The 15,149-nt window shown below is 69.4% G+C and carries 10 protein-coding genes and 1 tRNA gene; 1 reads left to right on the forward strand and 10 read right to left on the reverse strand.

The window, feature by feature from the left end; all coding sequences use genetic code 11:
- The first annotated feature begins 22 nt into the window (after positions 1-22).
- Positions 23-1,129: a hypothetical protein gene (locus tag FHW73_RS09700; protein ID WP_183426483.1), complete on the forward strand. Its 1,107-nt coding sequence runs from the start codon at positions 23-25 to the stop codon at positions 1,127-1,129.
- Between the two features lie 572 nt (positions 1,130-1,701).
- On the opposite strand, the gene pnp is transcribed toward FHW73_RS09700, so the two are convergent.
- The 10 genes from pnp to FHW73_RS09750 all read right to left on the reverse strand — a co-directional run bounded on the left by pnp (position 1,702) and on the right by FHW73_RS09750 (position 15,145).
- Complete coding sequence (pnp, locus tag FHW73_RS09705; RefSeq protein WP_183426484.1) at positions 1,702-3,810, reverse strand: polyribonucleotide nucleotidyltransferase; 2,109 nt, start codon at positions 3,808-3,810, stop codon at positions 1,702-1,704.
- Positions 3,811-3,931: 121 nt separating this feature from the next.
- Positions 3,932-4,195, reverse strand: a complete 264-nt coding sequence (gene rpsO / locus FHW73_RS09710; protein ID WP_183426485.1) for a 30S ribosomal protein S15 — start codon at positions 4,193-4,195, stop codon at positions 3,932-3,934.
- Positions 4,196-4,359: 164 nt separating this feature from the next.
- Positions 4,360-5,331, reverse strand: coding sequence for a tRNA pseudouridine(55) synthase TruB (truB, locus tag FHW73_RS09715; RefSeq protein WP_183426486.1), 972 nt, complete (start codon positions 5,329-5,331; stop codon positions 4,360-4,362).
- Between the two features lie 176 nt (positions 5,332-5,507).
- Positions 5,508-5,870, reverse strand: coding sequence for a 30S ribosome-binding factor RbfA (gene rbfA / locus FHW73_RS09720; protein WP_183426487.1), 363 nt, complete (start codon positions 5,868-5,870; stop codon positions 5,508-5,510).
- 125 nt (positions 5,871-5,995) lie between these two features.
- Entirely contained in the window at positions 5,996-8,608 is a 2,613-nt protein-coding gene (infB, locus tag FHW73_RS09725) for a translation initiation factor IF-2 (protein ID WP_183426488.1), read from the reverse strand.
- A 227-nt stretch (positions 8,609-8,835) separates the two neighbouring features.
- Positions 8,836-10,347: a transcription termination factor NusA gene (gene nusA, locus FHW73_RS09730; RefSeq protein WP_183426489.1), complete on the reverse strand. Its 1,512-nt coding sequence runs from the start codon at positions 10,345-10,347 to the stop codon at positions 8,836-8,838.
- Positions 10,348-10,355: 8 nt separating this feature from the next.
- Positions 10,356-11,018, reverse strand: coding sequence for a ribosome maturation factor RimP (gene rimP, locus FHW73_RS09735; protein ID WP_221187498.1), 663 nt, complete (start codon positions 11,016-11,018; stop codon positions 10,356-10,358).
- A gap of 179 nt (positions 11,019-11,197) precedes the next feature.
- A tRNA-Met gene (locus FHW73_RS09740) sits at positions 11,198-11,274 on the reverse strand.
- Positions 11,275-11,432: 158 nt separating this feature from the next.
- On the reverse strand, positions 11,433-12,701 hold the full coding sequence (locus FHW73_RS09745) for a cupin domain-containing protein (RefSeq protein ID WP_183426491.1): 1,269 nt from the start codon (positions 12,699-12,701) through the stop codon (positions 11,433-11,435).
- Positions 12,698-15,145, reverse strand: a complete 2,448-nt coding sequence (locus FHW73_RS09750; protein ID WP_183426492.1) for a DUF4135 domain-containing protein — start codon at positions 15,143-15,145, stop codon at positions 12,698-12,700. The genes FHW73_RS09745 and FHW73_RS09750 overlap by 4 nt, the downstream gene beginning before the upstream one ends.
- Positions 15,146-15,149 lie beyond the last annotated feature (4 nt).

A 15,149-nucleotide genomic window follows, 5' to 3' on the forward strand; every position in this document is an offset into this window, starting at 1 on the left:
CATGGCCGATGCTGCCAACGCCATGACCGCACCCCTGATCGTGTCGTCGCTCGCGCACGACATCCATGCCGCCGCCGCGTGCTGGGGGCTGCAACGCGCGGGCGTTGCCTCACGCTGGATCGCCGGCTGGCACGAAGGTGCGCCGACGCTCGAGATCGCGCCTGACGCCGCTCCCATCGTCGACAGCTGGGGACCGGACGGCACGCCGCGCAGTGTGTGGTTCCGACGCCCGATGCCCCTGGCGACATTGCCGAATGTGGCTGAGTCCGACCAGCGTTTCGTCGGCGATGAGTGGCGCCGCTTCGCCGGCAATCTGCACGCGGTGGCCGGCGACATTGCCGGTCCGCTGTGGGTCAATCCGCCGGCCTCGGCCCTGCGCGCCGAGCACAAGTTCGTCCAGTTGCAGGCCGCCGCGCAGCTCGACCTGCCGTTCCCGGCCACGCTGATGTCCAGCGACCCGGCGCGCATCCGCGCGTTCGTCGCGCGCCACGGTCGGGTCGTCTACAAGCCCTTCCAGACGCACAGCTGGCAGGATGCCAGCGGTCGGTTGTTCAGTACCTACGCGCGGGTCGTCGATGCCGACATGCTCGCCTCCGATGCGAGCCTGCAGCTGTGTCCGGGCATCTACCAGCAGGCGATCGACAAGGTCTGCGATCTGCGGGTGACGGTGATCGGCACGCACGTGTTCGCAGCGCGCCTCGATGCGCCGCACGACGATGACGTGGTCGACTGGCGGTCGGCCTCGATCGCAGGTGCGGTGAAGACGTCCGCTTACGCGCTGCCGGCTGTCTGGCGCGACGGTCTGCTCGCGCTGCACCGCAAGCTCGATCTCGCGCTGGGCTGCGTCGACCTCGTGGTCGATCGCAGCGGCGCGCTGCACTTCATCGAGGTCAACCAGGCGGGCCAGTTCCTGTTCCTGGAGCAGGCGCTGCCGGACCTTCCGCTGTTGCGCACGCTGTGTGCGTTGCTCGCGCAGGGCCGGCTGGATTGCGATCCGGGCGCGATGCCGGACGATGTCGGCTTCGCGGCCTATCTCGACAGTGAGGTCTACGCGGACTGGTGGGCCGAGGTCGCACCGCGCCTGCACACCGCCGGCACCGTGCCGCCAGGCGTCAGCCTCGAGGCCTGAACTGCGCACCCGCACTTTCTCGCACGTCGAAAAGAACACACGGTGCTTATTCCCCGCGACTGGGGGGCTCTACTTCGGATGGTCAGCGGCCTGCCGGCCGGAAGCCGCTTCCCCCTCGGCAGGACATCCTGTCCTGACTCGGGCGCGCGCCATCCATGGCGCGCTCGACGCGGCCACCGGCCGGCAGGCCGCTACAGCAAACGAGTGCAACCCGACGTCGGTAGACGCCTCGCGTCTGCTGGAAGAAGTCGTGCGCCTTCGGACTCAGTGCGTCGTGCTGGTCGGGGATTGCGATAGCGGGCCAGGGATGGCCCGCGGCGGCGAGTCAGCCATGGGTGAGTGTGGGCTGCTCGTGCGGCATGCCGCGCAGCCCGCACGAACGCCCGGCGTGCTTCGCCGGGCCGGACCGCGGAGCGGGCTGACCGAGCCGGTGAGCAGTCCCCGACCGGCGCGACGCGCGCTCCGGAGACGAACTCCCGTTCAGAGCACGCAGAAGCAAGATGACCGTAACTTCGCAAAGAAAAAAAAGCGGGCCTTTCGGCCCGCTTTTCTTCATCTCGTGACGCCAGGCCTTACTCGGCCGGCGTGCCCTCGCCTTCGGCGACGGCCTTCATCGACAGGCGGATGCGGCCCTGCTTGTCGACTTCCAGCACCTTGACCTTGACCACGTCGCCTTCCTTGAGCACGTCGCCGACCTTCTCGACACGCTCGTTGGAGATCTGCGACACGTGGACCAGACCGTCCTTGCCGGGGGAGATCGTCACGAATGCACCGAAGTCCATCAGCTTGACGACCTTGCCCTCGTAGATGCGGCCCGGCTCGACGTCGGAGGTGATCTGCTCGATGCGCGACTTCGCGGCCTGGCCGGCAGCGCCGTTGACCGACGCGATCGTGATCGTGCCGTCGTCCTGGATGTCGATCTGGGTGCCGGTCTCCTTGGTGATCGCCTGGATGACCGAACCGCCCTTGCCGATGACCTCGCGGATCTTGTCGGGGTGGATCTTCATCGTGATCAGGCGCGGCGCGAACTCGCTGAGCTCGGCACGCGGCGTGGTCAGCGCGCTGCTCATCTCGTTGAGGATGTGCAGACGGCCTTCCTTCGCCTGGGCCAGCGCGACCTTCATGATCTCCTCGGTGATGCCCTGGATCTTGATGTCCATCTGCAGCGCCGAGATGCCGTTCGTGGTGCCGGCGACCTTGAAGTCCATGTCGCCGAGGTGATCCTCGTCGCCCAGGATGTCGGACAGGACGACGAAGTCATCGCCTTCCTTGATCAGGCCCATCGCGATACCCGCGACCGGCGCCTTGACCGGCACGCCGGCATCCATCAGCGCCAGCGACGAACCGCAGACCGAGGCCATCGACGAGGAACCGTTCGACTCGGTGATCTCCGACACGACGCGGATCGTGTACGGGAACTCTTCCATCGTCGGCATCACCGCGAGCACGCCGCGCTTGGCGAGGCGGCCGTGGCCGATCTCGCGACGCTTCGGGCCCATCATGCGGCCGGCTTCACCCACCGAGTAGGGGGGGAAGTTGTAGTGGAACAGGAAGTGTTCCTTGTACTCGCCGGCGACCGAATCGATGATCTGGCCGTCGCGGGCGGTGCCCAGCGTGACGGCGACGATCGCCTGTGTCTCGCCGCGGGTGAACAGCGCCGAGCCGTGAACGCGCGGCAGCACGCTGACCTTCGAGCTGATCGGGCGCACGTCCGCCGGGCCGCGACCGTCGATGCGCTTCCTGGTCTTGAGGACCGAGTTGCGCATGGTCTGGTATTCCTGCTCGCCGAACTCCTTCGACAGGTCGCCATGCGACCAGGCGTTGGCCTCGGCGTGCGGTGCGATGGTTTCGAGGATCGCCTTCTTGAGCTTGGAGATGGCGTCCTTGCGCTCGAGCTTGTCGCGCACCTGGAACGCACCCGCGAGCTGCTCGCCGATGGCGGTGCGCAGGGTCGAGATCAGGCCTTCATCGGCCGCCGGGGCCTGCCAGTCCCACTTCGGCTTGCCGGCTTCGGCGACGAGCTCGTTGATCGCGGCGATCGCGACCTGCTGCTGCTGGTGACCGAACACCACCGCGCCGAGCATCACGTCTTCCGACAGTTCCTTGGCCTCGGACTCGACCATCAGCACGGCCTTGGCGGTACCGGCGACGACGAGCTCGAGCTCGGAGTCGACCAGCTCGCTGGTCGTGGGGTTGAGCAGGTACTGGCCGTTCTTGTAGCCGACCTTCGCCGCGCCGATCGGGCCGTCGAACGGCGCGCCCGACAGCGACAGGGCGGCCGAGGCGCCGATCAGGGCGAGAATGTCGCCGTCGACCTCGGGGTTGAGCGACATCACCGTGGCGATGACCTGGACCTCGTTGCGGAACCCTTCGGGGAACAGCGGACGGATCGGACGGTCGATCAAGCGCGCGGTCAGCGTCTCCTTCTCGGTCGCGCGACCTTCGCGCTTGAAGAAGCCGCCCGGAATCCGGCCGCCTGCGTAGAACTTCTCCTGGTAATCGACGGTCAGCGGGAAGAAATCCTGCCCTTCGCGCGCGGTCTTGTTGGCCACTGCGGTGACCAGCACCTGCGTGCCTTCGCACGAGACCATGACCGCGCCGCCGGCCTGGCGGGCGATCTCGCCGGTTTCGAGCGTCACCGTCTGGTTACCGAACTGGAAGCTCTTTGTCACTTTTGCCACGTTGAATTCCCTTGATGACTCTTGCGATGGACCGGACGGAACCCTTGCCCCGACCGGGTGGACGCTGCGCGCGCCCAAAAAACGACCGCGGCGCATTTCTGCGCCGCGGGGGGAGACGGGTTTAGCGACGCAGGCCGAGCTTCTCGATCAGCGCCTTGTAGCGGTCTGCATCCTTGCGGTGCAGATAGTCGAGCAGGCTGCGACGGCGGTTGACCATCATCAGCAGGCCGCGGCGGCTGTGGTGGTCTTTCTTGTGCGTCTTGAAGTGCTCGGTCAGGTGCACGATACGTGCGGTCAGCAGGGCGACCTGGACTTCCGGCGAGCCGGTGTCGTTGTCGCCGCGCTTGTGTTCTTCGATGATCTTGCTGTTGTCGATCGTGGTCATGTGTTTCGCTCTTGACGCGCGTCCCGCAGAGACAGCGACGGATCAACCGTCACGTACCGCCCGGACCGCCTGTGGATGGAGAGTACATTTCGCCTGGAAAAAGGCGGCCAAGATTGTATCGCCTGCGGCCTGGCCGAACAAGGCGACGTATTCATTCGGCGTGCTCAGTCCGGGGCGGCCGCGCGCCGGAACATGCGCCGCGGCCACAGGCTGCCGTCACCCTGCACCTGCGCCAGCCCCTCGGCCCGCCCGTTCGGCCCGAAGACCGCGACCTCGCCGGCCGCCGCGAACGGACCGGGCAGCGACTGCCCGTTCTGCAGCCGGGCCGCCTGGCGGGCATCGATGTGGACGGCCGGCCAGGCCAGCATCCCCGCCTCCAGGTCCAGCAGGCAGGCCTCGAGCTGGTGTTCGCCGCGCGCAGCGAGGGCCTGGAGTTCGTCGAGCGTCCACATTCTGGGATCGCGGAACGGATCGACCCACAGCCGACGCAACTGGGCGACGTGCGCGCCGCAGCCCAGCAACTCGCCGAGGTCGCGGACCAGGCTGCGCACATAGGTGCCCGAGCCGCACTCCACGTGCAGGCGCAGTTGTGGCGCCCCGCCGGGGTCGAGCACGCCGTCGAGCAGGTCGGCCGCCGACTGCAGTTCGAAGGCGTGCACATCGACCGGCCGCGACTCGACTTCCACGGTCTCGCCGCGGCGGGCCTTGGCGTACAGCGGTTCGCCCCCGCGCTTGAGCGCCGAGTAGATCGGCGGACGCTGGTCGATGCGGCCGGTCAGGCGCCGCAGCGCGGCGTCGATCGTGGCCAGATCCAGCGGCGGCACCGGCCGCTCGCGCAGCAACTGACCGGCCGCGTCGTCGGTATCGGTGACCTGGCCAAGCCGGGCGACGGTGGTATAGGCCTTGCGCGCGCCGAGCAATCCGCCGGCGATCTTGGTCGCCTCGCCGAAACAGACCGGCAACAGTCCGGTCGCCAGCGGATCGAGGCTGCCGGTATGGCCGCCCTTCTCGGCCCGGAACAGGTGGCGCACGCGCTGCAGGGCCTGGTTGGAGCTCAACCCGCCCGGCTTGTCGAGCAGCAGGATGCCGTCGAGCTTGCGGAACTTGGTACGCGGGCGGGACTGGGGACGGCTCATCTGAGGATCGGCGGTCGAAGAGAGGAGTGACGTCCCGCGGGATGCGGGCGGCGTCATGGCCACGGCATCGGCCTGGGCGCCGCGTCGGCGTCAGGCGCCCTGCGCACGGCGTCGTCCCGAACCACGGGGCCCCGCCACACCGGCGACGCCGGGCCGCCGGGCCATGCCGCGAGCGGTCAGGCCTGCTCGCCGCCGTCGTCGAGATCGCGCAGCAGATGGTCGATGCGCTCGCCGCGATCGACCGAATCGTCGTAGTGGAAATGCAGCTCGGGCACGTGGCGCAGCTTGACCGCCCGCGCGAGACGGAAGCGGATTTCGGGCGCGACCGCCTTGAGCCCCTTCAGCGCCTCGGTCGCGCGCTCGGACTGCAGCGCCGTCACGAACACCTTGGCGTGGGCCATGTCGCGCGTGACCTCGACGTCGGACACGCTTACCGACGGCAGGCCATGCTCGGACACGGCCTCGCGGACCAGGGTGCCGAGTTCTCGGCGAAGCTGGGCGGAGACGCGGTCGGTGCGGTGGAAGGATTTGGTCGGCACGTGATTCGTATTCGTGAGTCGTCTTGGGTGGTGCGAAAGCCTGGCTCGATCCTGCGATGGGCAAGGACCCGTGATCCGCGTTCGCGGATCACGTATTCCTCCCACCACCGATCGGTCGCGGACGCTTACAGCGTCCGCTGCACCTCGATGCGCTCGAAGCATTCGATCTGGTCGCCGGCCTTGACGTCGTTGTAGGCCTTCACGCCGATGCCGCACTCGGTGCCATTGCGCACCTCGTCGACGTTCTCCTTGAAGCGGCGCAGCGATTCGAGTTCGCCTTCGAACACCACGGTGTTGTCGCGCAGCACGCGGATCGGCTTGGAGCGCTTGACCACGCCCTCCACGACCATGCAGCCGGCCACCGCACCGAACTTGGAGCTGCGGAAGACGTCGCGGACCTCGGCGATGCCGATGATCTCCTCGCGGATCTCCATGCCCAGGATGCCGGACGCGACCTGCTTGACCTGGTCGATCACGTCGTAGATCACCGAGAAGTAGCGCAGGTCCAGGCCGTTGCCTTCGATGACCTTGCGCGCCGAGGCGTCGGCACGGACGTTGAAGCCGATGATCGTCGCCTTCGCCGCCGCCGCCGAGTTGGCGTCCGATTCGGTGATGCCGCCCACACCCGAGACGATGATGTTGACCCGGATCTGATCGTTCGACAGCGCGGTCAGGGCCTGCTTGAGCGCCTCGACCGAACCCTGCACGTCGGCCTTGACGACCAGGTTGAGCGACAACTGCTGCTCGGCCTGGCCCATCTGCGCCATGATGTCTTCCATGCGGTTGCCCGCCGCCTGCACCAGGCGCGTCTCGCGGCGCTTGGTCTCGCGCTGCTGGGCAACGTCCTTGGCCAGGCGCTCGTCGGCGACGACGACGAAATCGTCGCCGGCATCGGGCACGCCCGACAGGCCGAGCACCTGCACCGGGATCGACGGACCCGCGGTCTGCACCTGGGTCCCGGTCTCGTCGAACAACGCCCGCACACGGCCGTACTGCACGCCGCAGACCAGGTAGTCGCCGCGGGCCAGCAGACCCTGCTGCACGAGCACTGTCGCCACCGGGCCACGGCCCTTGTCGAGCGAGGACTCGATCACCGTACCGCTGGCGCGACCTTCGGCGACCGCACGCAGTTCCAGGATCTCGGCCTGCAGCGAAATCGCATCGAGCAGGTCGTCGACGCCGTCGCCGGTCTTGGCCGACAGCTCGACCATCTGCGTGTCGCCGCCGAAGTCCTCGGCCACGACCTCGTGCTCGAGCAGCTCGTTCTTGACCCGGTTCGGATCGGCGTCGGACTTGTCGATCTTGTTGATCGCCACGATCAACGGCACCTTCGCCGCCTTCGCGTGCTTCACCGCCTCGACCGTCTGCGGCATGACGCCGTCGTCGGCCGCGACCACCAGCACCACCAGGTCGGTGAGCTTGGCGCCGCGGGCGCGCATCGAGGTGAAGGCCGCGTGGCCCGGGGTGTCGAGGAAGCTGATGACGCCCTTGTCGGTTTCGACGTGGTAGGCGCCGATGTGCTGGGTGATGCCGCCGGCCTCGCCCGAGGCGACCTTGGTGCGCCGGATGTAGTCCAGCAGCGAGGTCTTGCCGTGGTCGACGTGGCCCATGATCGTGACCACCGGCGGACGCGCGGTCAGCTCGCCCTGCGACTCGCCGACGTGGGCGATCAGCTCGCTCTCGGCATCGTCGGCATCGGCGCGCACGGCCGTGTGGCCGAGTTCCTCGACCACCAGCACCGCGGTGTCGTGATCGATCGACTGGGTGATCGTCGCCATGACGCCCATCTTGAACAGCGCCTTGACCACGTCGCCGCCCTTCATCGCCAGCTTCTGGGCGAGATCGGCCACGGTGATCGCCTCGCCGATCGCGACTTCACGCACGACCGGCGCGGTCGGACGCTCGAAGCCGTGCGGACCGGCGCCGCTGCGCGCAGGCGCGCTGCCGCGGCGCTGCGGGCCACCCCGGGCCGGCCGGCCACGCGTGCTGGTGCTGCGGCGCGCCCGGTCGGACGCACTCAAGTGCAACTGCCCGGCAAAGCGCGCGGTGCTGTCGTCGTCCTCGACGCCCGACACCATCGCGTGCGAACCGCGGTTGCCCTTCTTGGCATTGGCGTTGGCGTTGCGGTCGTCGCTGCGCGGCGCCGCCGGCGCCTTGTGCGCATGGGCGTGGCCACCGGCCGGCTTGCGGGCGGTCGCGCTCTCGCCGGCGTCCGGGACTGCAGCAGCGGCCGCGGCCGCCTGGCGCAGCCGCTCGGCTTCGGCCTCGGCTTCGCGCTTGCGCTGCTCGGCCTCGTCGGCGCGACGCTTGTCTTCCTCGGCCAGGCGCTGCTGCTCGGAGAGGTTGCGCTGGCGCGACTCCTCGAGCTTGCGCAGGATCTCGGCGCGCTCGGCATCCGGATCGACCGGCGCCCCGCCATCGGCGGGCCGGCTGAGCGTGACCTTCTTGCGCACGACCACGTCGACCGTCTGGCGGTTCTTGCCGCCGCCGACCGTCAGCTCCTGCTTGCGGCTGCGGCTGAGCGTGATCTTCTTCGGCGCGGAGACTTCCTCGACAGGGGCGTCGCCCTTGCCGTGGGCGCGCTTGAGGAAGCCGAGCAGCTTGAGCTTCTCGGCACTGGTCACGACCTGGTCGGGGTTGCTGAACTGCATGCCCGCTTCGGACAGCTGTTCGAGCAGTTTCTCGACCGGCGTGTTCACCAGTGCGGCCAGCTTACGGATGGTGGTTTGTTGCGACATTCGTGATTCCGATTCCTTGCGCGCCGCCGCAGGGGCGGCGCAGTGGATTTGTCATTCTAGCGCTGCATGGGGTGCATTCCGAACGCGACCGCCTGCGGGGACCGGGGCGACTGCAGGACCGCGGCCCTCAAAGGGGCATGCGACCTGCGCCATCACTGCGGCCTTCCCGACGGTCCGACTACGACTTCGGGTCGTCCTGCCCGGCCTTCACACGACCGGGCGGCAGATCACCCCTCCCGTTCCAGACGTGCGATTTCCTCGGCACGTGCGGCCAGGATCAACGCCGCGGCGCGCGCCTCGTCGAGGCCCTCGATACCGAACTCCAGCACCTCGTCGGCGCCCAGGTCGGAGAGCTCCTCGCTGGTGCGCACGCCGTGGGCGGCGAGCGCGAACGCGGTGTCCTCGTCCATGCCCTCGAGCGCCAGCAGGTCCTGGGCCGGCGCGTTCTCGTCGGCTTCTTCCTCGACCGCGAGCGCGTCGTTGAGCAGCGCGTCGCGGGCGCGCGAGCGCAGCTCTTCGACGATGTCCTCGTCGAAGCCCTCGACGGCGAGCAACTCGCCGACCGGCACGTAGGCGATTTCCTCGACGGTGCCGAAGCCCTCGGAGACCAGGATGCCGGCGATTTCCTCGTCGACTTCCAGCTTGTCCATGAACAGCTGGCGCGCGGCAGCCTGCTCGGCCTCCGACTTCGCGGTCACCTGGTCCTGGGTCATCACATTGAGCTGCCAGCCCGCCAGACGGCTGGCCAGGCGCACGTTCTGCCCGCCCTTGCCGATCGCCTGCGCCAGCTTGTCCTCGGCGACCGCCAGGTCCATCGAGTGCTTGTCCTCGTCGACGACGATCGACTGCACCTCGGCCGGGGCCATCGCATTGATGACGAACTGCGCCGGGTTGTCGGACCACAGCACGATGTCCACGCGCTCGCCGTTGAGCTCGTTGGACACCGCCTGCACGCGCGACCCGCGCATGCCGATGCACGCGCCGATGGGATCGGTGCGGGTGTCGTAGGCGACGACGGCGATCTTGGCGCGGTCACCGGGATCGCGGGCGCAGGCCTTGATCTCGACCAGGCCCTGGCCGACTTCCGGCACCTCGAGCTTGAACAGCTCCATCATGAATTCGGGCGCAGCGCGGCTGATGAACAGCTGCGGGCCACGGGGCTCGCTGCGCACGTCGTACAGGTAACCGCGCACGCGATCGCCGGCGCGCACGACATCGCGCGGAATGGCCTTGTCCTTCTGGATCAGCGCCTCGGCGTTGCCACCCAGGTCGACGTAGACGTTGCCGCGCTCCACGCGCTTGACCACGCCGGTCACCAGCTCGCCCACGCGGTCCTTCCAGGCATCAACGACCTGCTGGCGCTCGGCCTCGCGCACGCGCTGCACGATCACCTGCTTGGCGGCCTGGGCTGCGATGCGGCCGAAATCGACGTTCTCGATCTGCTCTTCGATGTAGTCGCCGACCTCGACGCCATCGGCCTCGTCGACCGCGTCCATCAGGCGGATCTGGCGATCGGGCGATTCCATCACCACGTCGTCGGCCACGACCTCCCAGCGGCGGAAGGTCTCGTAGCTGCCGTCCTTGGGGTCGATCGCCACGCGGGTCAGCACGTCCTGATCGACGTAGCGCTTCTTGGCTGCAGTCGCCAGCGCGGCCTCGATGGCCTCCAGGATCACGGTCTCGGGGACGCCTTTTTCGCTGGCGACCGCATCGACGACCAGCAACAGTTCCTTGCTCATCTTTTCATTCACTCCGCACCGGCCGGCTTGCGCGGCCGCTTGTTGTCACGTGGTGTGTTGTCTGCGTTGCGGGCCGCGCCGGCGGCGCGTCCCTTGTCCTTCGACGGCGCCAGGCCCAGCGCGGCCCAGTCGGGGACCAGCCGCGCCTTGTCGATGTTGTCCATGCGCACCGTCAACGGCGTGCCGTCGACGTCGAACGTGATGGTCTCGCCGTCGACCGCGTCGATGCGGCCGGTCAGGCGGCGTCGCCCGTCCTGCGGCAGCTTCAGGCCGACCTTCGCGGTCTGGCCGGCGAAGCGCGCGAAATGCGCGGCCTCGAACAGCGGCCGGTCGACGCCGGGCGAGGACACCTCGAGCGTGTAGTTGCCGCTGATCGGATCCTCGACGTCGAGCTGGGCCGACACCTCGCGGCTGACCGCCTCGCAATGCTCGATGGTCACGCCCTGCCCGGCTTCGCCGTCGCTCGCCTCGCCTTCGGCGGCCTCGGGGTCGGTGGCCGGCACGTCGATATAGAGCCGCACCAGCGCGCCACCGGGCGCCGGCAGGTATTCGATGCCCAGCAGTTCGAGGCCGAGAGACTCGACCGTCGCCGCCAGCATCGTCTTGAGTTGTGTCGCCTTGTCCGCCACTCGTCCCTCGCGTTGTCCGGTACCGCGTCCGATCGCCTGCACTTCGACGACCTGCCGACGCGCGCGTCGGTTTTGCGGTCGTGGAAAACGACAAGGGGCCCGACGGGCCCCTTGTCCGATACCACTGGATGTCGGCGCCGAAGCGAAGCAGGAGCTTCGGCAAGCCCAGACTTTTCGCTTTCGGGCACCTTGCGGATACCCATCGATCGACGCGAAAAATTTGGTAGCGGGGGCAGGATTTGAACCTGCGACCTTCGGGTTATGAGCCCGACGAGCTGCCAGACTGCTCCACCCCGCATCAGGAGTGCGATTATGAAGCGAGCGGTGCGGAATTGCAAGCCAGAACACCGGTGCAGATCCCGTTTCGCATCGCTCGATCGTGTGGGCGAACCCAGGTCACGACCGACCGCGGGCGCATCATAACGCAAGCACCAGTGCGGGCGCCATCGCTGTGCGCTAAACGGCCGATACGCAGGCGAGCGCACGCGTGGAGACCAGCCATTGAAGCAGCGCACGGGCCTCGTCTCGAGGCATCGAAGTCGTCCCTACGGGCCGCTCTTCGAACGGCGCAAGCAGCGCGTCGACGGCGATCGCCGCGCCGCCATCGAAGCGCCGCAGCCAGGCGGCGGCCACCGGGTCGAAACGCTCGACACGGCGGACATGCCCGGCCGCGCCGCACAGCACCGCACCCGACGCACCGTCGTGGCTCCAGAGCAGCGGATAGGCCGGATCGGCCAGCCGCAACTGCGCCCGGTCGTCGAGCGCCGCCAGCGGCATCGCCGGCGGCGGAGGCATGAAGCCGCCGCCGGTCGACAGCGATAGATAGCCCGCCGTCGCCGCGCTGCGCAGCGCCTGCGCAGACGTCAGGTCCCGCGCCCGTTCCAGCGCCTGCACCACGCCGGCTGGCCGTCCGGCGTCCTCCATGCCCAAGGCATCGGCAGCCGGCCCTGTCTCGTCCGCATCGCAGGCCTCGGCCGCGCGCTCGATCGCATCGAGGGCATAGAGCACCGCATGGCCGTCGTGCGGGACGCCGACGTTCACGCTGGTGGCCACCTCTGCGCCGACCGTCTCGCCGACGTGGTAGTACGTCGACGGCCAGTAGAGCAGATCGCCCGGACCGATCTCGATGGCGAACGACGCATCCAGATGCTGCGCATAGTCGACCCGTGTGGCCACCGCGTCCTGCCAGGGGCGCTCGGGCCAGAAGCGCATGCGCTTGCGTCCCTGCAGCACGAACACGAACGTCGAGAAGCGGTCCTTGTGCACGCCCACCGGCGTGCGCTCGTAGTTGCCGTGGAACAGCGTGGTGATCGCCCCGCTCGCCGGCAGGCCGACGTGCGCCCACAAACCACGAAAGAACCGGCGCCCGGCCTCGAAGATGTCGGCGTCGTGCCGATGGAATTCGTTGACGATCAGCGCGTAGCCCGCACGCGTGCCGGCCTCGCGCAGCACCCGCTGCGCGTAGCGCGCGAAGTCGCCGTCATCCGCGCGCGGCAGCCAGCCGCCAGGCTGCCGCAACTGGCGATCGTCGAGCACGAACCGGCACACCGTCCCGCCTGCAGTCGCCTCACGTGCCGCCGCCGCGGCCGCGCGCAGCGCCGCATCGACAGGGTACGGCGCCGCGCGGCCTTGGCGGTACACCACCGGTCGCACATCCCAGCCGTTGTCGACGAACTGCGCCCAGTCCAGCGGCCCCTGCACTTCCAGGTAGGGCGTGGCGTTCATGGCGTGTCGTCTCCGTAGGTGCGTTGCAACTGCGTGCGATAGGCAGCGAGCGGCGGCAGCCCCATCCTGCGCCGTCGCGCATCGACCTGGTCGGGCTGCTCCAGCGGGTACGGCACCCACCGCCCGCGGCGGCGCCTGAACTTGCTGCCGTAGCGCTGCGGGCGGCCGGCCTGCACGCTGACCGCGTCGCTCAGATACGCCAGATGGCGCAGCGGCACCTCGCCCTGCGCGGCGGCAGCGCTCACCAGTGCCAGACAGCGTCGCTGCAGGGTCGCGGCATCGCGGCCGGCGTGCTGCGCGAGCGTGGCAGCGGCGTCGCAGGCCTGGGCGCCGACGCGTGCGACGGTCGGCCAACCGTGCGTGTCGAGCATCGTCTCCAGCCACGTCAGCGCGGCGCGCGTCAACCGCGCAAGGCGCGCAGCCAATGCGCGATCCCGGAAGCCGTCCGCGGCCCATTGTCGACGCAGGGCGCCGTCGATGCGCTGGATCGCGCGCAGCCGCCGGGCCACCGCCGGCAACCGCGGCGCAGCTGCGGGTAACGGCTGCGTACGCAGCTCGATCCGCCGCCGGCTCCAGGTGTAGACGACCCGGCAGTTCGCCGCGGGCCAGTCGAAGTGGACCTCCCCAGCATGCGCGCTGCGAAGATGCAGCGCGACGCCCAGCGCCGGATCGCACAAGCGCCAGCCGCGACCGTCGCGCCAGACCTCGGGCGCGTCGCGTTCGAGATCGCGATACGCATGTGCGACCGCGTCCTGGAGCAGCGTCGCCAGATCGACCAGGTCGGGGCGCCAGGCCAGCCGCGCATGCAGGTCCGGCCGCAGCGACGGCAGCGCGAGCGTCACCGGCCCGGCCGCACGGGCGCGCAGAAACGTCGGCGCGGCCAGGCACTGCAGCGGGCCGCCCCCGGCCGCGGCGAAAAAGTACGGCACATCGCCACGCGCCAGTTGCGTACGCTCCGCTTGGTCGAATGACCGCATGTCGATCGGCGCGCCGCTGGCCTGCGCGGCAAGTGCGCGGGCATAGGTCGCGGTCAGCCTGGTCAGCACGCGGACGCGCCCACCGCGCAGCGCCCGCCGCAGATGCGCATCGAACGCGCGCCGGTGATGCAGCAGACAGGTCCAGGCATCGAACATGCCGCGCAGCATCGCCGGCAGATAGCGCGCAGGGCCGAGATTGCCGGCGAGATCGGTAACCGCCGCCCGCGACGTGGTGCGTGCCCACGCGGCCACCGGTCGCAATGCCAGCGCGCCGCCCGGCGCCGCGAACAAGGCGGCGGCCGGCCCCTCGACAGCATCGACCTGCAGGCGGGACGCGAAACCCGGGTGACCGGTCTGCGCATCGCCCAGGACCAGTCCGGTGCCGGTCAAGCGCGCCATGTGGCAGCCGAACACTTCCATATCGACGATGTAGGGCATCGGGTCGGGCGCACCGGGACGGATGCCGCACAGCACGTTGCCTTCGCCCAGGTCGGTGGCGCCAACCGCATGACAGGCCACGGCCAGCGCACCGGCCGAGCGCCAATAGCTCGCCGCGGCCCGCGGCGACAGGCGCGCGCCTTCGATCGACGGCTGCGCCGGGTCCAGCACGCCCCATTGGCGCGGCGGCGCGATCCAGTCCTGCCAGCTGTAAGTCCAAGCGTCGGCGCCGGCACCGCGCCAGACCCGCAGCGTGGGCAGCCGCACCGGGCCGGACACCGGTGAGCACGCATTGAGCCAGGCGAACAACGCGGCGGCGTCGCGGCCCGCCCCGTCGGCGAGAAAGAGCCGCTCGCCATCGACCGGTCGCGGCTTGTAGGCGATGCGCCTGCCACCGCGCAGCCGCAGGCACAGCACGCGCTGGCCACCGTTGTGCGTTTCCGACGCGCTGGCCCACAGCCCGACCACCGGCCCGCGCACCGCATCGCCGAAGATCCCGGCATCCAGGTCACGACGCAGGCGCAGCACGAAGCGCTCCAGAAAGCGCTGGAACTGCTCGCGACTGATTTCGAGTGCCTCGGCCGTGTCGGGCCCGCCGGCGGCGCAGCGGACGAACGCGTCACTGATCAACGGGGCGAACAAGGCGGTGTTGCCGAGCCCCAGCACCCGGCGCGCAAAGAGATCGGCATGGGCCTGCGCCAGGGCACGGCACCATGGCCCCAACGCCTCGAGCATATCGACGAACGGCGCGAACGTCGGCTGGACCAGGACCGCCGCGAGCCGGTGCGCATCCTCCGGGCCCTGCAAGGGCCCGAGCGCTTCGATCAGCCCGTCCCGGCGCTGCCGCGCGCGCGGCGGCAACAGCGCACCGCCACCGCCGCGTGCGACGGCGCGCACGAACGCCCTGGCGTCAGGCGGCAGCCGGACCGTCGAACCCGCGACAGGCAGCGTCAGCACGAGACCGGCAGGTGAGGCCGGCCGCCCGGGGTCGCGGCCATTGGCCGCATCGCGCCGCACACGACGGGCCAAGGCC

The sequence above is a fragment of the Luteimonas sp. RC10 genome (assembly GCF_014192745.1).
Lineage (GTDB): Bacteria > Pseudomonadota > Gammaproteobacteria > Xanthomonadales > Xanthomonadaceae > Luteimonas.

Bases quoted from the DNA above. Each gene is read 5' to 3' on its own strand.
- FHW73_RS09700 (WP_183426483.1), top strand. From the start codon at position 23: ATGACCGCACCCCTGATCGTGTCGTCGCTCGCGCACGACATCCATGCC.
- rpsO (WP_183426485.1), bottom strand. From the start codon at position 4,195: ATGACCACGATCGACAACAGCAAGATCATCGAAGAACACAAGCGCGGC.
- truB (WP_183426486.1), bottom strand. From the start codon at position 5,331: ATGAGCCGTCCCCAGTCCCGCCCGCGTACCAAGTTCCGCAAGCTCGAC.
- infB (WP_183426488.1), bottom strand. From the start codon at position 8,608: ATGTCGCAACAAACCACCATCCGTAAGCTGGCCGCACTGGTGAACACG.
- nusA (WP_183426489.1), bottom strand. From the start codon at position 10,347: ATGAGCAAGGAACTGTTGCTGGTCGTCGATGCGGTCGCCAGCGAAAAA.
- FHW73_RS09745 (WP_183426491.1), bottom strand. From the start codon at position 12,701: ATGAACGCCACGCCCTACCTGGAAGTGCAGGGGCCGCTGGACTGGGCG.